15 protein-coding genes are annotated in these 17,451 nt (G+C 71.6%); 8 read left to right on the top strand and 7 right to left on the bottom strand.

Annotated features, from left to right (window positions below; all coding sequences use genetic code 11):
• Window positions 1-205: 205 nt before the first annotated feature.
• The 5 genes from ITI46_RS26160 (at window position 206) to ITI46_RS26180 (ending at window position 5,478) form a co-directional block, all read left to right on the top strand.
• Window positions 206-1,405: a nucleotide disphospho-sugar-binding domain-containing protein gene (locus tag ITI46_RS26160; protein ID WP_209242362.1), complete on the top strand. Its 1,200-nt coding sequence runs from the start codon at window positions 206-208 to the stop codon at window positions 1,403-1,405.
• Window positions 1,393-3,249, top strand: coding sequence for an asparagine synthase (glutamine-hydrolyzing) (gene asnB, locus ITI46_RS26165; protein ID WP_209242363.1), 1,857 nt, complete (start codon window positions 1,393-1,395; stop codon window positions 3,247-3,249). The genes ITI46_RS26160 and asnB overlap by 13 nt, the downstream gene beginning before the upstream one ends.
• Window positions 3,250-3,295: 46 nt before the next feature.
• Window positions 3,296-3,994, top strand: a complete 699-nt coding sequence (locus tag ITI46_RS26170; protein ID WP_307808328.1) for a TenA family protein — start codon at window positions 3,296-3,298, stop codon at window positions 3,992-3,994.
• An 85-nt stretch (window positions 3,995-4,079) separates the two neighbouring features.
• A complete protein-coding gene (locus tag ITI46_RS26175) occupies window positions 4,080-5,279 on the top strand; it encodes a cytochrome P450 (RefSeq protein WP_209242364.1) in 1,200 nt (399 codons plus the stop codon).
• Between the two features lies 1 nt (window position 5,280).
• A complete protein-coding gene (locus ITI46_RS26180; RefSeq protein WP_209242365.1) occupies window positions 5,281-5,478 on the top strand; it encodes a ferredoxin in 198 nt (65 codons plus the stop codon).
• Between the two features lie 114 nt (window positions 5,479-5,592).
• On the opposite strand, the gene ITI46_RS26185 is transcribed toward ITI46_RS26180, so the two are convergent.
• Window positions 5,593-6,342 carry an SDR family NAD(P)-dependent oxidoreductase gene (locus tag ITI46_RS26185; protein WP_209242366.1) on the bottom strand — a complete coding sequence of 250 codons (750 nt, stop codon included), beginning with the start codon at window positions 6,340-6,342 and terminating at the stop codon, window positions 5,593-5,595.
• 151 nt (window positions 6,343-6,493) lie between these two features.
• On the opposite strand from ITI46_RS26185, the gene ITI46_RS26190 reads away from it, so the two are divergent.
• Window positions 6,494-6,934, top strand: a complete 441-nt coding sequence (locus tag ITI46_RS26190; RefSeq protein WP_209242367.1) for a MarR family winged helix-turn-helix transcriptional regulator — start codon at window positions 6,494-6,496, stop codon at window positions 6,932-6,934.
• Window positions 6,935-6,972: 38 nt separating this feature from the next.
• Here ITI46_RS26190 and ITI46_RS26195 read toward each other — a convergent pair whose 3' ends face one another.
• The 6 genes from ITI46_RS26195 to ITI46_RS26220 form a co-directional block, all read right to left on the bottom strand.
• Window positions 6,973-9,219 carry an MMPL family transporter gene (locus tag ITI46_RS26195; RefSeq protein ID WP_209242368.1) on the bottom strand — a complete coding sequence of 749 codons (2,247 nt, stop codon included), beginning with the start codon at window positions 9,217-9,219 and terminating at the stop codon, window positions 6,973-6,975.
• 163 nt (window positions 9,220-9,382) lie between these two features.
• The gene (locus ITI46_RS26200; RefSeq protein ID WP_209242369.1) at window positions 9,383-9,979 is read right to left on the bottom strand and encodes a TetR/AcrR family transcriptional regulator; all 597 of its coding nucleotides are present in this window, start codon (window positions 9,977-9,979) and stop codon (window positions 9,383-9,385) included.
• A gap of 127 nt (window positions 9,980-10,106) precedes the next feature.
• Window positions 10,107-11,294 carry a glutathionylspermidine synthase family protein gene (locus tag ITI46_RS26205; protein ID WP_209242370.1) on the bottom strand — a complete coding sequence of 396 codons (1,188 nt, stop codon included), beginning with the start codon at window positions 11,292-11,294 and terminating at the stop codon, window positions 10,107-10,109.
• 33 nt (window positions 11,295-11,327) lie between these two features.
• Entirely contained in the window at window positions 11,328-11,762 is a 435-nt protein-coding gene (locus tag ITI46_RS26210; protein ID WP_209242371.1) for a hypothetical protein, read from the bottom strand.
• A 128-nt stretch (window positions 11,763-11,890) separates the two neighbouring features.
• Complete coding sequence (locus ITI46_RS26215) at window positions 11,891-13,519, bottom strand: FAD-dependent monooxygenase (protein ID WP_209242372.1); 1,629 nt, start codon at window positions 13,517-13,519, stop codon at window positions 11,891-11,893.
• Window positions 13,520-13,551: 32 nt separating this feature from the next.
• Window positions 13,552-14,568 carry a methyltransferase gene (locus ITI46_RS26220; protein ID WP_209242373.1) on the bottom strand — a complete coding sequence of 339 codons (1,017 nt, stop codon included), beginning with the start codon at window positions 14,566-14,568 and terminating at the stop codon, window positions 13,552-13,554.
• Between the two features lie 209 nt (window positions 14,569-14,777).
• Between ITI46_RS26220 and ITI46_RS26225 the strand changes: the two genes are divergently transcribed.
• Together ITI46_RS26225 and ITI46_RS26230 are read left to right on the top strand one after the other, a co-directional pair.
• Window positions 14,778-16,418 carry an FAD-dependent monooxygenase gene (locus ITI46_RS26225; RefSeq protein WP_209242374.1) on the top strand — a complete coding sequence of 547 codons (1,641 nt, stop codon included), beginning with the start codon at window positions 14,778-14,780 and terminating at the stop codon, window positions 16,416-16,418.
• Between the two features lie 15 nt (window positions 16,419-16,433).
• Window positions 16,434-17,451, top strand: a 1,018-nt coding sequence (locus ITI46_RS26230) for a methyltransferase (protein ID WP_209242375.1), incomplete at its 3' end; no start/stop codon positions are given.

Consider the following 17,451-nt stretch of genomic DNA (forward strand, 5'->3'; position numbering starts at 1 on the left):
GCGTGGGGGCGGAGCCCCCACAGGAAATCCCGCCGCAACGGCGAGCAGCCACGGCGCACAGGGTCCGGTGGAATCGAGGGCGTCCCCGGCCACAGCGTGCGGCGCCGGGCGGGCCGCGAGGCTCTAGCGAACGGCGACCCGGCTCCTAGCCAGGTGAGCCACCGTCTTCCTCGTCATGTTGGCGGCGGAAGGGTTTGGGGCTGCGATGCGGGTACTGTTCACGACCTGGGCCTGGCCCTCTCATCTGTACGCTCTCGTGCCACTGGCGTGGGCCTGCCGCAGTGCGGGGCACGAGGTGCTGGTCGTCAGCCAGCCGGAGCTGCTGCCCCTCATCGAGCGGACCGGGCTGCCGGGTGCCGCGGTCGGCAAGGATGTCGACGGGGTCGGCATGGTGCGCGGCTATGTGCTGCCCAGCGAGGACGACCCCACGGGCGACCAGCGCGCGCCGCGGGGCGGCAAGGGGCCGCGGGCGCTGCGGATGTTCACCGCGCACGCCGACTCGATGGTCGACTCCGTGGCGGAGACGGCCCGCACGTGGGGCGCCGACGTGGTGGTGTCCGAGCCGACCGCGCTGGCGGGCCCGCTGGCCGCTGCCGCCGCGGGAGTCCCGGCCGTACGGCTGCTGTACGGCGTCGATCTGATGGCGCGGGCACGCGCGCTGCTGCCGGACGCGCTGGCGCCGCTGGCCGAGCGGGTGGGGGTGGACCCGGAGGGCTACGACCCGTTCGGGGACTTCACCATCGACCCGTGCCCGCCGGGGCTCCAGGTCCCGGCGGCGGAGCACCCCCGGGTGCCCATGGGGTACGTGCCGTTCAACGGGCCGGGGACGCCGCCCGATCCGCCGCTGCCGCCACCGCGCAGCGGCCACCGCAGGGTCGTCGTCACCTGGGGCCACACCATGGCGCGGCTCGATCCCGCGCTGTTCCTCGCCGGGCACGCCGCTCGGGCGCTGGCCGCGCTGCCGGGCACGGAGCTGGTGCTGGCGGTGACCGCGGCGCAGCGTCCGCTGCTGGGCCGGCTGCCCGACGGGGACGACGTGCGGGTGGTGTTCGACGCACCGCTGCACACGCTGCTCGGCAGTGCCGATCTGGTGGTCGCGCACGGCGGCGCCGGAACCGTGCTGACCTCGCTGCGCGCGGGCCTGCCGCTGCTGCTCGTACCGCAGTTGCCGGACCACGCCGGGCACGCGGCGCGGGTGCTGGCTGCCGGGGCCGGTGAGGTGCTCACCCGGGACGAGGCGAGCGCCGAGCGGCTGCGCAAGGAGGCGGCCGGGCTGCTGGACCGGCAGGCCGGCGCCGGGCGGCGCGAGGCGGCGCGGACGCTGCGGGACGGGATGCTGGAGCAGCCGGCGCCCGCCGCGGTGGTCGGCGAGCTGGAGAGGCGGGTGGCCGCATGTGCGGCATAGCGGGCTGGGTCGACTTCGCGCGGGAGATGGGCGAGGAGGGCAGCACCGTACGGGCGATGGCGGGCACCCTCGCCAACCGCGGCCCGGACGACGAGGCGGTGTGGACGGACGCGGACGCCGCGCTGGGGCACCGCAGGCTCGCCGTCATCGACGTGGACGACTCCGTACAGCCGATGACCGCCGAGCACGACGGGCGCACCCTCGCGGTGCTGGTGCACAACGGTGAGGTCTACAACTACCGCGAGGTGCGGGCCCAACTGGCCGCTCTCGGGCACCGGTTCCGTACCGCCGGGGACACCGAGGTGGTGCTGCGTGCCTATCTGGAGTGGGGCCCCGAGTGCGTGCAGCGGCTGGACGGGATGTTCGCGTTCGCCGTATGGGACCCGCGCAGCAGGCAGTTGCTGCTGGCCCGCGACCGGCTGGGCATCAAGCCGCTGTACTACGCGCGCACGCCGCACGGTCTCCTCTTCGGCTCCGAGCCCAAGGCGCTGCTGGCACACCCCTCGCTGGAGTGCGTGGTCGACGCGGAGGGGCTGGCCGAGCTGCTGGCCTACATCGCGACTCCGGGGCACGCCGTCTACCGGGGCATCCGGGAGCTGCCGGCCGGGCACACGGCGGTGCTGCGACAGGGCGCCTCGGGTCCGGTGCTGAGCGAGTCGCGGTACTGGTCGCTGCCCAACCACGAGCACCCGGACACCCTTGAGCGCACTGTCGAGACGGTGCGGGGGCTGCTCCAGGAGTCGGTCGGTGCTCATCTGGTGGCCGATGTGCCGCTGTGCACGCTGCTGTCGGGCGGCGTCGACTCCAGCGCGCTGGCGGCGTTCGCGGCCCGCGCGGGTGCCGGGCGGCCGCGTACCTTCGCCGTGGACTTCGAGGGGCACACCGAGCGGTTCCGCAAGGACTTCTGGCACGAGGACCCGGACGCGCCGTACGCGGCCGAGGTCGCCCGGCATGTGGGCACCGACCATGAGCCTGTGGTGCTGCGTACCGCCGATCTGGCCGACGATGTGGTGGACGCGGCGGCGCTGCGGGCCCAGGATCTGCCCCGGCCGATCCCCGACATGGACCGCTCGCTGTATCTGCTGCTGCGCGCGGTGCGGCAGCGCTCCACTGTGGCGCTGATGGGCGAGGTCGCCGATGAACTCTTCGGCGGCTACCAGTCCTTCCGCGACCCGACACTGGTGGACACCGCCAACTTCCCCTGGGTGACGATGGGGCTGCGGGTGGCGCCGCACGGGATGAGCACCGGGCTGCTGGACCCGGCGCTGCTGCGCAAGATCGACGTGCCGGGCTACTCGGCGCAGCGCTGGTCGGAGACGGTCGCCGAAGTGCCCGACGTGCCCGGCGAGTCGGAAACCGAGCGGGTGATGCGGCGGGTCGGGCACGCGCATCTGACGCGCTGGCTGCCGCTGCTGCTCTCCCGCGACGACCGGCTGAGCATGGCCGTCGGGCTGGAGCTGCGGGTGCCGTACTGCGACCACCGGCTGGTGGAGTACGTCTACAACATCCCCTGGGCGATGAAGACGGCGGACGGCCGGGAGAAGAGCGTGCTGCGCTCGGCAGTCGCCGATCTGCTGCCCGAGTCGGTCACCCAGCGCCGTAAGAGCCCCTTCCCCATCACCCAGGACCCGCACTACGGGCAGGTGCTGCGGCGGCGCTTCAACGCGGTCGTCGCCGACCCGGCCAGCCCTGTGCGGCCGCTGCTGGACGGGCCCGCCTGCGCGGAGCTGGCCGCCGAGGACCGGCCGATCGCGGTGGACGGGTGGGGCGAGCGCCGCAACGTCGAGATGGTCCTGCAGCTCGACGCCTGGCTGCGCCACTACCGCGTCCGGCTGGACCTGTGAGAGCGAGAGCCCGTCAGAGCGAGATGCCCGTGAGAACGAGATGCCCGTGAGAGCGAACGGAGAGGGCGAGATGAAGCTGAGTGATCAGCTCAAGGAGCTGGCCGCGCCGGTGCTGGAGAAGGTGCTGGCCCACCCGTTCTGGTCGGGGCTGCGCGACGGCTCCCTGCCGGGCGAGTCCCTGGCGCACTTCGTCGAGCAGGACACCGGGCAGCTGCTGCCCGCGTACGCGAGGGCGCTGGCCCGTACGGCAGCGGCGGCCGAGCGGGACGCGCACACGGCGCTGCTGGGCCGCTCGATCACGGGCACGCTCGAGGCCCGCGACCGGCTGCGGGAGAAGTACGCGGAGCTCGCCGGCGGCATGGGCCTGCCCGAGCCGCCGACCCAGGCGCCGCAGGCGGGCCCGGTCACCCATGCGCACTGCGCGTTCTTCAACGCCTCCAGCGCCGCTTCCTTCGCCGCGGGAGTCGGGGCGCTGCTGCCGATGGTGTGGTTCAACTTCCAGGTCTCGAACGATCTGCTGGAACGCCACTCGGCCGGCTCCCGCTACGCCAAGTGGATCGAGGTCTACCACCCGGGCGAGGGCTACGGCTATGCGGTACGGGCGTTCATGGGGCTGGCCGACGAGCTGGGCGAGACGGCCTCACCGCCCGAACGTGACCGGCTGATCGAGCACTTCCGCACCGGCATCCGCCACGAGTGGGCGTTCGCCGAGTCGTCCTGGACCCGCCCCGATTGGCCCGTATGACGCGTGTGGCCCGTATGACGCGTGTGGCCCGTACGACGGCCGCGGCAGCAGGCACTTCACCACCGACCGACCCGAAGGGACAACCGTGAGCACTCAGACCCCGCCCAGGTATCCGTTCGCCTGGACCCCGCCCATGCAGGTGCCCGAAGCGCTGCGGCATGTGCACGGCAGCTCCGCGATGGAGGTGACGCTGCCCAGCGGGGACGTGGCGACGCTCGTGACCCGCTACAAGGACGTGCGCGCCCTGTTCGCCGACAAGCGTCTGTCCCGGAACATCGCGCGCCCCGACTGCGCGCGGATCTCCAAGGACAACGACCTGTTCATGGACCCGGAGATCGACCCGGACCCGCCCAAGCACACCCAGGTGCGCTCCCTGGTGACCAAGGCGTTCACCGCGCGCCGCATCGAGGCGCTGCGTCCTTATGTGCAGCAGGTCGCGGACGAGCTGCTGGACGAGATGGCGGCCGGGCCGCAGCCGGTGGAGCTGAACGAGGCGCTGGCGTTCCCGCTGCCGATCAAGGTGATCTGCAAGCTGCTGGGCGTCCCGGCGGAGGACCGCGACCAGTTCCGCGCCTATGTGGACGGCTTCCTGTCCGTCACCAAGCTGCCGCCCGAGGAGGTCGGGCAGTGCCGGCAGAACCTGTGGAAGTACCTGGGCGACCTGATCGACGCCAAGCGCGAGAAGCCCGGTGACGACCTGGTCAGCGAGCTGATCCGGGTCCGCGACGAGGAGGACAACCGGCTCAACGACCACGAGCTGCACTTCTGGTGCCAGGGGCTGCTGATCGCCGGCTATGTGACCACCGCCAGCCAGATCGGCACCGGAACCGCCGTACTGCTGCACCACCCGGAGCTGGTGCGGCAGATCCAGGAGGACTGGTCGCTGGTGCCCTCCACCGTGGAGGAGCTGCTGCGCACCCAGATCATGGGCTCCTCGGTGGGCACCATGCGGTACGCCGTCGAGGACATCCCGCTCTCCGACGGCTCGGTCATCAAGAAGGGCACCAGCGTGCTGCTGTCGGAGGAGGGGGCCAACATGGACCCCGAGGTCTTCGACAACCCCTTCGAGCTGGACATCCGCCGCCAGGAGAACCACCACATGACCTTCGGCGCCGGCATCCACTACTGCGTGGGCGCCGCACTGGCCCGGATGGAGCTCCAGGTGGCCACCGAGTCGCTGCTGCGCCGCTTCCCCGACATCAGGCTCGCGGCACCCGCTGAGGAACTGCCGCGGGCGCTGGGCGGGTTCATGGAGGGCTTCACCGAGATCCCTGTGGAGTGGTGACATGCTCCGAGTGACGGCGAACTCCGAGACCTGCGCGGTCAGCAGCCTGTGCGTGTACCGGCTGCCCGGCGTCTTCGACCAGGACGAGGACGGGCTCGTCGTCGTCCTGGACGAGACCCCTGACGGGGAGCTGCACGAGGAGGTCCGGCGCGCGGCCCGCGGCTGCCCCACCAAGTCCATCCGCGTCACGGAGGACTGACGTCCGGCCGGTCCCGCCCCACCGCCTCCCCGCGGAGCGCGAACCGGCCCACCACGCAAGGGTCCCGGCCAGTGGCCGGGACCCTTGCGTGTCCTCCCTCGCCTGCCGGCGGCCTCAGGCCAGGTAGCCGCCGTCGATGGTGAGCACGGTGCCGGTGATGAAGGAGGCCGCGGGGCTCGCGAGGAAGACGATGCCGGCCGCGATCTCCTCCGGCCTGCCGAAGCGGCCCATCGCGTTGGCGGCCCGCTGCACGTCGGCGAACGGCCCGTCGGACGGATTCATATCGGTGGCGACCGACCCCGACTGCACCACGTTGACGGTGATACCGCGCGGCGCCAGATCGCGCGCCGCTCCCTTGCTGTAGCCGATGACCGCGGCCTTCGTCGCCGCGTAGTCGGCCACGCCAGGGAAGCCTGCCCGGCTGGAGAGATGAGAGCCGACGGTGATGATCCGGCCGCCCTCGCCCAGATGCCGGGCCGCTGCCCGCACGGCTGCGCCGACGCCGCCGACGTTGGCGGCCAACTGCCGGTCGACGGCCGCCAGGTCGCCCTTGGGGTCGTCGACCGGGCCGGTCGCGTAATGGGCCGCGTTGTTCACCAGTACGTCGAGCCTGCCGTACTGCGCGGCGACCGCGTCCACCAGTGCGGTCACCTGGTGCGGGTCGGCCTGATCGGCGCGGTGCGCACTGGCTTGCCGCCCGGTCCGCTTCAGACCGGCAACCACGTCCTCGGCCCGCTTCGCGGAGGAGACGTAGCTGATCGCCACCGCGGCGCCCTCGTCCGCGAGGGCGCGGGCCGTCGCCGCGCCGATCCCCCGCGATCCCCCGGTCACCAATGCGACCTTGCCCTCCAGTGCGGCTCCCATGACAACTCCCCCCTGCACACATGATAGTTACAGCTCCAATAATTCGAGCTATAACTATCACGACTGCTGCAGCACAGGCCAGGGAGGGGTGCGGGCCGCGGCGCTCCCCTCACCGGAAAACGGAAAGAGGGCCCCGGCATAAGGTGTGGGCATGGAGCGAAGGCGCCCCGCAAAGGCAGCAGAGCTGAGACAGCGCGAAGTGTGCAACCTCATACACCGTTTCACGCAGCAGCTCGACGCCCACGTACGCGGCGTCGCCGACGCAATGGGGCTCACCCCCACCCAAGTCGTCGCCCTGCGGGAGCTCTCGGAGCGGATGACCGCGCGGGGGCTGGCGGCCCGCATGGTCTGCGAACCGTCCAACGCGACGTTCGTGCTCGACCGGCTGGAGAAGCAGGGACTGATCGAGCGCCGGCCGCATCCGACGGACCGGCGCGCCAAACACATCGCGCTGACCGCCAAAGGCCGACGCTACCGGGAGCGGATACTGACCCGGCTGGACGAGCACTCACCCCTCGCACCGCTGACCGAGCCCCAGCAGCAGCAACTCTGCGAACTGCTGGGGACACTGGTCGAGCGGCAGGACGACTGAAGGCTCCCCCCTCCTCGGCAAAAGAGGAGGGGCAGGGCTCACCGCCCAGTGGTCACCCGGCTGTCGGACTCGGCGGGGGCGGACTCGGCAACGGACTGCTCCGGCACGGGCGTCCCGTGCCCGGGGTCCCGCAATTTGTCGCCCTCGATGTCGACATCCGGCAGCACCCGCGCGAGCCATCGCGGCAGCGACCACGCGCGCCTGCCCAGCAGGCTGAGCACGGCAGGCGCGAGGGTCATCCGTACGACGAAGGCGTCGAAGAAGACGGCGACGGCCAGCCCGAACCCGATCATTTTGACCATGGCCTCGCTGGAGCCGATGAATCCCGCGAAGACCGCGATCATGATCACGGCCGCTGCCGTGACGACCCGTGCCCCGTGCCGGAAGCCGGTGACAACCGCTTCGTCTGCCGACTCCCCGTGGACGTACGCCTCGCGCATCCGGGTCACGAGGAACACCTCGTAGTCCATGGCGAGGCCGAAGACCACCCCCACCATGAAGATGGGCATCATCGACATCACGGGCCCGGTCTGCTCGACCCCGAACAGGTCGCCGAGCCAGCCCCATTGGAAGACCGCGACCACCGCGCCGAGTGCCGCGACAACCGACAGCAGGAAGCCGAGCGCGGCCTTCAACGGCACCAGCACCGAGCGGAAGACGACCATCAGCAGCAGGAACGCCAGACCCACCACCAGTGCGAGGTAGGGCAACAGCGCGTCGTTGAGCTTCTGCGACACGTCGATGTTCATCGCCGTCGAGCCGGTGACCAGGACGTGGGCTCCGGTGCCGGCGCGCAGATCGGCGCCGGTGTCCCGGATGGAGTGCACCAGCTCCTCGGTCCGTACCGAGGAGGGCTTGGAGTCCGGGACGACGGTCACCATGGCGGTGTCGCCCGCCTTGTTGAACTTCGGCGGCGTGGTGGCCGTGATGCCGTCCAGCCGGGAGATCTCCCGCACGGTGCGGTCCACGGCGGCCTGCGGGTTGTCGCTGCCCTGCGCGTCGACGGCGACCATCAGCGGTCCGTTGAACCCGGGCCCGAACCCGTCGGACAGGAGGTCGTACGCCTTGCGCTGGGTGGTGCTCGTGGGCTGCGAACCGTCGTCGGGCAGGCCCAGTTCGAGCGAGGTGGCGGGGACGGCGATGACGCCGAGGCCGAGCACGCCCGCCAGCAGCACCGCGACGGGACGCCGCTGCACGAACCGCGCCCACCGGGTCCCGGCGTTCTCCTTGCCGCCACTGTCCGTGGCGTCTTCGGGCAGCGCCTTGCGTGCCTTGCGGCCCAGCACCCGCTTGCCCGCGAAGCCCATCAGCGCTGGGACGAGGGTGAGCGCGACGAGTACGGCGACCGCGACGGTTCCGGCCGCTGCGACGCCCATCTTGGTGAGCATCGGGATGTTGACGACGGCCAGCCCGACCAGCGCGATGATGACGGTCAGCCCGGCGAAGACCACGGCCGAGCCCGCCGTGCCCACAGCCCGGCCCGCGGCCTCCTCCCGTGCGCGTCCCTCGGCGAGTTCGGCGCGGTAGCGGGAGAGGACGAACAGCGCGTAGTCGATGCCGACCGCCAGGCCGATCATCATGGCCAGGATGGACGTGGTGCTGCCCAGATCCAGCACACTGGCGAGCGCGGTGATGGCCGAGACGCCGATGCCCACCCCGATCAGCGCGGTCAGCAGCGGCAGTCCGGCGGCGACGAGGGAGCCGAAGGTGATGACCAGCACCACGGCGGCGACGCCGACGCCGATCACCTCGCCGGCCCCGGTCTTGGGGACGGCGGTGAGCGCGTCCCCGCCGGTCTCCACCGTCAGCCCGCTGTCCCTGGCCTTCTCGCCGGTCTTCTCCAGCGCCGTACGGGTGTCGTCGGTCAGCTCCATCGAGCTGACGTCGTAGGAGACCGACACATAGGCGGTCGAGCCGTCCTTGCTGACGGCCTTGGCGGTGAACGGGTCGGCGACCCGCGCCACTTGGTCCGAGCTGGACTTCAGTTCGGTGACGACCCGGCGGATGTCCGCCTTGTTCTGCGGGTCGGTGATCTTCTCGCCGCCCGGGGCCTTGAAGACGACCCGGGCAGTGGCGCCGTCGGCCTTCGTCCCGGGGAAGCGGTCCTCCAGCAGGTCGAACGCCTTCTGCGCCTCCGTACCGGGGATCGAGAACGAGGTGGCGGTCGCCGCCGGGGCACTGGCGGCTGCCGCCCCGGCCACGCCGAGCAGCACCACCCACAGCAGGGCGACCAGGCCGCGCCGCCGGAAGGCGAACCGGCCCAGCTTGTACAGGTATGTGGCCACGAGGTCTCACTCCAGTCGTGGTGAGGGAACGTCACGGTGGACAAAGGCCGAAGGGCGCCGGCGCACGCCGGTGGGCGCACCGGTGCCGCGGAAGAGAGGAGAGGGAGGTGTGGGGCGCTCAGGTGTGGGGCGCTCAGGTGTGGGGCGCTCAGGTGTGGGGCGCTCAGGCGCGGAGCGCGGGCAGTACGACCGCGTCGAAGTAGCCGACCAGGAACGCCTGGGTGACCGGCTTCTCCTCGATCAGCTCACCGCTGATCAGCGCCCCGATGAGCATGTGCGGCACGAAGTCGAGCGCGGGGTTGTCCGCCCGGATCTCGCCCCGCTCCACGGCGCGGTCCAGCAGGACGCGCAGATCGGCCAGGCCCGGCTCGATCAGCACCTCCCGCAGGGCGCGGAGCAGGTCGGGGTTGTCGTGTGCGGCGCGGCCGACACCCCGCATCAGTGCGGCGTCCTGCTCGATCCGGCTGTCGTCGAAGCCGCGCACGATGAGTTCCATCAGATCGCCGCGCAGCGAGCCGGTGTCCACGGCTGCGGGCTCGGGCCCGGGCTTGCCGTGCTTGAGCGCCCGTGCGACCAGCTCGGCCTTGCTGCCCCACTGGCGGTAGAGGGTGGCTTTGCTGGAGCGCGTGGCGGCGGCGACGGCGTCCATCGTCAGCGCGTCGTAGCCCACCTCGCGCAGCAGCTGGAGCACGGCCTCATAGAGCTCCGCCTCGCGCTCGGGAGTGAGCCTGCTGCGCCGTGTCGTTGCCACGGACATCATTGTGTCACCTCCCAACAGTACGAAACGGTTTCGTACCGCTCACAGTGACGAGCATACCCCAAGCGAAACGTTTTCGTTTCGCTTGGGGTATGCCGGGGCGCTGAGCGGCCCTACGCGCGGTGCGGCCCTAGAGGATGACGTGCGGCAGGAAGCGCGCGTACTCGTCCGTGACCGGGCCCGCGGACTCGCGGATGCCCAGGCCCGCCGCCTCTCCGTCCACCACCCAGGTGCCGAGCACCGTGCGGTTGCCGTCGAAGTCCGGCAGCGGGCACAGGGCCTGGTAGCAGCACGGCTCGTCCCGTACCGCCGGCTCGGCGCCAGGATCGTGCAGGGTGACGCCGGCGCCCTCGCGGCCCAGCAGCGGCTTGGCCGCCCAGCCGGTGGTCCGCGCCAGCTCGCGCGGGCCGTCCAGATAGGCGGGCAGCAGGTTGGGGTGGTCCGGGTACAGCTCCCACAGGATGGCCAGCAGCGCCTTGTTGGACAGCAGCATCTTCCACGCCGGCTCGATCCACAGCGTGGTCCCGGTGCCGCCCCCGTTGTCCAGGGTCTCCAGCACGTGCGGGCCGAACCGGTCGGAGGCCAGCCACTCCCAGGGGTAGAGCTTGAAGCAGGCGCGGATGAACTTCAGCCGCTGGTCGACGAACCGGCCCGACAGCCGGTCCCAGCCGATCTCCTCCACCGGTATCGCGACGGTCTCCAGACCGGCCTGCTCGGCCGTCTCCTGGAGGTAGGCGACGGTCATCAGATCCTCGCCCAGCTCGTCGCGTGCCGAGTGGACGAAGTGCACGGGCGCGCCCGGCGGCAGCAGTGCCGCCTGCTTCTTCCACACCTCGACCAGCCGCTCGTGCAGCGAGTTCCACTGGTCGGCGCCGGGAAAGCGCTCCTCCATCCAGAACCACTGCGGGGAGGCCGCCTCCACCAGCGAGGTGGGGGTGTCCGCGTTGTACTCCAGCAGCTTCGCCGGGCCGCCGCTCCCGTCGTAGCACAGGTCGAACCTGCCGTAGAGGCTGGGCAGTTCGGCACGTCGCCGCCAGCTCTCCGCGACCCGGTCCACCAGGGCCTGACCGGTGATGCCCAGATCCGCGAACCGGCCCGTCTCCACGATGTGCGCCGCGGCGTGCAGGCACATGCCGTGCAGTTCCTCCACGACCTCCTCGAGGGCTTCCACCTCGGGAAGGGTGAAGGAGTAGTAGGCGCTCTCGTCCCAGTAGGGGCGCAGCGAGCCGTCCGGGTACCGCGTCAGCGGATAGATGCAGCCCTGCTCCTCGACGGTCCGCTGCCAGTCGGTACGGGGAGCGATGGTGTGGCGTTCCACGCGGGCCTTCTCCTCTCCTTGGCCGCTCCCGCCTCAGCCTCCGTACCCGCCGCTGCTGCTGCCGTAGCCGTCGTCATCGTCGTCGCAGCCGAAGCCGGCCCGCTCGACGGCCGCGCCGTGGATGAACGTGCCGCCCTTGGCCCGGCCCTTCTCCTCGTGGCCGCCGTAGTACCAGTTCTGGTCCCGGCCCCCGGCACGGGCCGCGGCGGCGGGGAAGGCCGCGGTGCCTGCCGTGGCCCCGGTGCCGCCGCCGGTCTCGCACTGGCTCGGGGGCAGGATGCGGTAGCCGCGCACCGCGTCGTAGCTGTCGGGGTCCACGCACCGCCGGTCGGGCTCCGAGGAGTATCCGGACAGCGCCACCGCGAGGGCACCCATGCTGCCGAGGACGACGGTCGAGGAGCGGAGCTTCCGCCGCGGAGCACGTACGGCTTCCTTGTCGCTGCTGTGCGCTTTCTGCGTGCTGGTCATGCGAGTTCCCCCATGAGTACGACGAAGATCGGTCTGCCGCGCACACCCTAGTGGGTGACACCCGCCCCGTCGTACGCAAGCCGACGCCGGGCGTCCCCGCGGGGGCGCCCGGCGTCGGCTGGGAGAGCTCAGGTGCGCGGGTACAGCGTGCGCACCGCCTCCTGCAGGGTCGCCGCCGGGTCGGCGGCTGCGCCCTCGGAGCGCCAGGCGACGAACCCGTCGGGGCGTACGAGCACCGCGCCGTCGGCACCGATGCCGTACGCCTCGGCAACTCCCCGCCCGTCGGCGGCCGTCAGCGTGGCGCCAGGACCGCCCACTTGGTGGGCGTCCACCCGCACACCGGTCTGGGCGGTGACGACCGCGGCGGCGTCGGTCCACGCGCGGCCGCCCTCAGCGGTGAGCAGCACGGGGGCGCGCCCGTACAGGTCCAGCACCGAGATCCGCTCGCCCGCGCGCTCCAGCTCCAGGTGCGGAGCGCGGGTGCCCGGCTCGCCGCGCAGGGCGTGCGGCGGGACCGGGGGTCCCTCGCCGTAGCGGTAGCCGAAGACGGTGGTGCTGTACGCCTCCGCGGGGTCGGGGCCCTCTCCGCCTTCGCCGTCGGGCCCGGTGCGCTCCTGCATCATGCCGAGGGCCTGCTGGAGCGTCATCCAGGCGACCGGGTGGCGCTCGGTCTGGTAGGTGTCCAGCAGTTCGGGTCCCGACTCGCCGTCCAGGACGGCGGCCAGCTTCCAGGCGAGGTTGTTGGCGTCCTGGATGCCGAGGCTGGCGCCGAACCCGCCGGTGGGCGGCACCAGATGGGCCGCGTCGCCGACGAGGAAGACCCGCCCCCTGCGGTACTCGCGGGCGACCTGTGCGCCGATGATGAAGCTCAGCCACTTGGCGCCGCCGGCGGGCAGCTGCGGGACGATGCGTACGTCCAGGTCGGGCTGGCCGATGGCGGCCCGCACCAGCTCGACCGCCTGGTCCTCGGTGATGGTCTCCAGCGTCTCGCCCTCGGGCATGGCGGTGGCGAAGATCCAGCGCTGTTTGCCGTCGTGCGCGAACAGGATGGTGGACGGCGCGGGCTTGTCGAGGTAGCAGACGCCGACGTCCCGGCCCCGCGCTGCCTGGCTCAGGTCCGCCTCGAAGAGCACCGAGAGGGTGGTGGCGAACTCGCCGGGCCCGTCCGCGACGATGCCCAGCTCCTGGCGGATCGGGCTGCGGCTGCCGTCGGCCGCGACGAGGTAGGCGGCGCGCACGGTGCGCTCCTGGCCGCTGGCGGTGTCGCGGAGGACGGCGGTGACCCCGGCGTCCTCACCGCCGTCGGACTGCTCGAAGGAGACCAGTTCGGTGCCGAAGGCCAGCTCGGCGCCCAGCTCGGCGGCGCGGCCGCGCAGCAGGTGTTCGAGCCGGTCCTGGTCGATCGGTGCCCACTCGCACGGGCTGACGCCGCCGGTGGGGTCGGGCTGGTCGGTGGGGCCGCTGAACATCTCGGGCCCGGCCAGCGTCTCGGCCCGGATCATCAGCAGCTTGCTGAAGTCGGTGGCCAGGCTCGCCTCGGACCAGATGGCCTCCTCAAGCCCGACCTGCCGGTACAGCTCCACAGTGCGCGGGTTGACGCCGCGGGAGCGCGGGTGGCTGAGCGTGTCGGGGTGGCGTTCGACGACGAGCGAACGGATGCCGTGCCAGCCGAGGAAGACCGCGGTGGACAGCCCGGTCACCGCGCCTCCGACGACGAGCACCGGCACCTGCTGGACATCTGTCTTGGGGTCGCTCATGGGGTACGGACTCCTCTTTCGTCGCGGCCCGCTCAGCCGGCCTTGCGGCAGATGACGAGCGTGTCGTAGTCGCTCAGCGGCAGGACCTCGGTGGAGGCGAACCCGGCACGCTCGGCGTGCGCGACGGCCTCGGAGACGGGGTACTCGGAGCCGCCGTCGGTGACCAGCAGCATGTCCAGGCTGATGACGAGGTTCTCCACGTGGTCGGGCTCGTCGTCCAGCATCCGGTCGTAGATCAGCAGCGCGCCGCCGGGGTTGACGGCCTGGTACGCCTTGGCGATCAGTTCGCCGCGCTGCTTCTCGTCCCAGTCGTGCAGCACGTGCCCGAGGTTGACGACATCGGCGCTGGGCAGCGGGTCGGTGAAGAAGCTGCCGCCGTGGAAGGTGACCTTGCCGGTCAGCCCGTACTCGGCGACCTTCTCGTCGAACAGCGGCTCCATCGGCGGCAGGTCGAAGACGTGCCCTGCCAGGTGCGGCTGGGCCTTGACGATGATGGAGCACAGATTGCCGCGGGCGCCGCCGACGTCCAGCACGGAGCTGTAGCCGCTCCAGTCGAACTTCTCCACCAGCTCGGGGCCCACGACATGGGTGAGGGCGTCCATCATGCCGACGAACTGCCGCAGGATGTGCGGATTCTTCGTGACTTCCTCGAAGTCGCTGCCGGACTGCTGCTGACCGGTGCGCAGCGCCTCGGACAGCTTGCCCCAGGCGGGGTAGAGGTTGCGGTTGGAGCGCTCCAGGAAGCCGCCGACGTAGGTGTGCTTGCCGCGCACCAGGTAGGTGCCGGCGCCCTGGGCGTTGCCGAACCTGCCGCCCTCCTCGCGGGTGAGCAGACCCAGCGCCGCCAGCAGGTTGAGCCAGTCGCTCAGCCCGCGGCCGTGCAGACCCAGCTCCTTGCGGATCTCCTCCTGGGTCCGGGGGCCCTTCTCGTCGAGGGTGGTGAACAGGCCCAGTTCGACGGCGGTCAGCAGCGCCTTCGCGTCGCAGAACGCGTTGCTCAGCCGGATGATTCCGGCCGGGGTGCTGACATCCAGGCTGGTGTGCGTCATGCGCAGGACTCCTTCCGAAACGGCACATGGCCTGGCGCCAGGGCCGCCCCGGGAGGGTCACACCGCGAAGTTGAGCGCCCCTCGAACGGCGGTGGGGACCTGCCGGGGCCGCGGGCCCCCGCCGTATCTCCAGCAGCCCTCAAGGGGCCGTGGCTACTCATCAGGGGTGCCGAAACCGGCCAAGCCCAGCCCGTTCAGAGGGGACATGCATGTATGACGTGAAGATCCCGGTGCTGATCGTCGGCGGTGGTCCCGTCGGACTGTCCACCGCGCTGTTCAGCGGCCGGCGTGGCGTCCGCACGATGCTGCTGGAGAAGCGGGACAGCACCTCCATGCTCCCCCGCGCCCCCGGCCTGCAGGCCCGCACGATGGAGCTGTTCCGCGCCGCGGGGCTCGGGAAGGACATCCGCGCGCTGGAGAAGGGCAACTCGCACGCCTACTTCGAGGGCGGGATCATCAAGGTCGACACCTTCTCCGACATCGACAACGCCGAGTTGCTGGAGTCCCCGTCCCTGGACGGTCCGACCGTCAGCCCGGAGCGGGTGATGGGCTGCGGCCAGGACCGCTACGAGAAGGTGCTGGTCGCCAAGGCGAAGGAGTACGGCGCCGACGTACGCTTCAACACCCGGCTGATCTCCTTCGAGGCGGACGACGAGGGCGTCACCGCCATCGCCGAGGAGGCCGCGACGGGCAACCGGATCACCATCCGCGCCGACTATCTGGTGGGCGCCGACGGCGCGGGCAGCCGCATCCGGCGGGCGCTGGGCGTCGAGCGGGTGGGCCGCGGCACCGTCTTCAACGCGCTGAGCATCTACTTCCGCGCTCCCGAGCTGGAAACCCTGCTCAAGGACCGCAAGTTCATCCTGTGCTACGCCTCGGCCGGCGGCTCGCTGATGGGGCTGTCCCGGCTGCACGGCTGCGACCCGTGGCTGGCGGCGCCGATCTACTACCCGGAGAAGGGCGAGAAGCCCGAGGACTACACCGACGAGCGGTGCGTGGAGATCGTCCGCCGCGCGGCGGGCAAGGACATCGACGTCGAGATCATGGACAAGGTGCCCTGGCAGGGCGCCCAGCTGGTCTCCGAGACGTTCCGCGTCGGCCGGGTCTTCCTGGCGGGCGACGCAGCGCATGTGCACCCGCCGGCGGGCGGGTTCGGCGCCAACACCGGTATCCACGACGCGCACAACCTGTCCTGGAAGCTGGCCGCCGTCCAGGACGGCTGGGGCACCGACGCGCTGCTGGACACCTACGACGCCGAGCGCCGCCCGCTGGGCACCGCGATGTCCGAACAGGCGCTGGTGCGCAACCGGATCCGGCACGGGTACGCCACCGAGCAGGACCGGCGGGACTTCGTGGACGACGTGATCATCACGCTCGGCTACCGCTACCGCTCCTCGTCCATCGTCGGCGCCGAGGGCTCCAAGGTCCTCACCCCCGATCTGGAGCTGACCGGTGAGCCCGGCACCCGCGCCCCGCACGTGTGGCTGAACCGTTCGGGCAAGGGGGGCGAGGAGCGGATCTCCACCGTCGACCTGTTCTGGGACGACTTCGTGCTGCTGCACGGCCCCGAGGGCGGCGCCTGGGCGAAGGCCGCCGTCAAGGCCGCCGAGCGGCTGGGCGTGCCGCTGCGCACCCACGCGGTCGGCCCGGACGAGGAGTTGCGGCCCGAGGACCGGGACTGGGCGACGGCCTACGGGGTCGGCGCGGGCGGTGCCGTGCTGGTGCGGCCTGACGCGTTCGTCTCCTGGCGCTCCGCCGACGGCACCTCGGCCGTCGCGGACCCGGACGCGGTGCTCGACGACGTGCTGGCGCGTGCCTCGGCCGCGGCCGGTGCGAAGGCCGGCTCATGACCCGGAGGTGGCCCCGTGGCTGACGATGTGACGGCACGCGCCGGACAGGTGCTCGGCCAGGCCATGGCCTTCCAGCCGGCGAAGCTGGTGCTGGCAGGGGTACGGCTCGGGCTCTTCTCCGCGCTGGCCGAGGGCCCGCTGCCCGAGGACCGGCTCCGGGAGCGTCTTGGCCTGCACCCGCGCGGCTGCGACCACTTCCTCGCGGCCCTGGACGAACTCGGCTTCCTGGAGCGGACGGCGGACGGGGCCTGGGCCAACTCGCCGGTCTCCGCCCAGCTGTTGGTGCCGGGCGACCCGGCCTCGCTCAGCGGCTTCCTGCAGCTCGCCGACCGGGTGATGTACCCGGCATGGGAGCGGCTGGCCGAGGGGCTGCGGACCGGGGAGCCGCAGGCGGCGACGTACTCCGGCGAGGACATGTTCGACCAGCTCTACGACAGCGAGGAGAAGAAGGACGGGCTGGTCGGCATGGCCGAGGACGCCAGCCGGCCGCTGATCCCGGCGCTGACGGAGGTCTTCGACTGGGCGTCGTACGGCTCCGTACTGGAACTCGGCGGCTGCCGGGGAAACGTACTGGCAGGGCTGGTGGCCGCCCATCCGCACCTGGACGCACGGGTCTTCGACCTCCCGCAGCTGGAGGGCGACTTCGACGCGCACATGGCGACGCTGGGGATGACCGGCAAGCTCGGCTTCCACGGCGGCGACTTCTTCGCCGGGCCGCTGCCCGAGGCCGATGTCCTGATGCTGGGGCACGCGCTGGTCGACTGGAACGACGACCAGCGCGCCCAGCTGGTGAAGAACGCCTTCGCCGGAGTGCGGCCCGGTGGTGCCTTCCTGGTGTGGGACCCGGTGATCGTGCCCGACGAGGAGAGCTACCTGCGCAATTTGCTGCGCAGCCTCAACCTTCAACTGATGACTCCGCATGGGAAGGGGTACACACTGGCGCAGTGTGAGGGCTGGATGCGCGATGCGGGGTTCGACTCCGTCGAACACCGCTCATTGGGGCATGACGTCACCCTTGTGATCGCCCACAAGG

Source organism: Streptomyces oryzae, from assembly GCF_017676365.1.
Taxonomy (GTDB): Bacteria; Actinomycetota; Actinomycetes; order Streptomycetales; family Streptomycetaceae; genus Streptomyces; species Streptomyces oryzae.

Excerpts from the sequence above, each read along its gene's own strand:
- ITI46_RS26225 (WP_209242374.1), top strand. The coding sequence starts at position 14,778 with ATGTATGACGTGAAGATCCCGGTGCTGATCGTCGGCGGTGGTCCCGTC.
- ITI46_RS26160 (WP_209242362.1), top strand. The coding sequence starts at position 206 with ATGCGGGTACTGTTCACGACCTGGGCCTGGCCCTCTCATCTGTACGCT.
- ITI46_RS26185 (WP_209242366.1), bottom strand. The coding sequence starts at position 6,342 with ATGGGAGCCGCACTGGAGGGCAAGGTCGCATTGGTGACCGGGGGATCG.
- asnB (WP_209242363.1), top strand. The coding sequence starts at position 1,393 with ATGTGCGGCATAGCGGGCTGGGTCGACTTCGCGCGGGAGATGGGCGAG.
- ITI46_RS26190 (WP_209242367.1), top strand. The coding sequence starts at position 6,494 with ATGGAGCGAAGGCGCCCCGCAAAGGCAGCAGAGCTGAGACAGCGCGAA.
- ITI46_RS26200 (WP_209242369.1), bottom strand. The coding sequence starts at position 9,979 with ATGATGTCCGTGGCAACGACACGGCGCAGCAGGCTCACTCCCGAGCGC.
- ITI46_RS26210 (WP_209242371.1), bottom strand. The coding sequence starts at position 11,762 with ATGACCAGCACGCAGAAAGCGCACAGCAGCGACAAGGAAGCCGTACGT.
- ITI46_RS26220 (WP_209242373.1), bottom strand. The coding sequence starts at position 14,568 with ATGACGCACACCAGCCTGGATGTCAGCACCCCGGCCGGAATCATCCGG.
- ITI46_RS26180 (WP_209242365.1), top strand. The coding sequence starts at position 5,281 with ATGCTCCGAGTGACGGCGAACTCCGAGACCTGCGCGGTCAGCAGCCTG.
- ITI46_RS26215 (WP_209242372.1), bottom strand. The coding sequence starts at position 13,519 with ATGAGCGACCCCAAGACAGATGTCCAGCAGGTGCCGGTGCTCGTCGTC.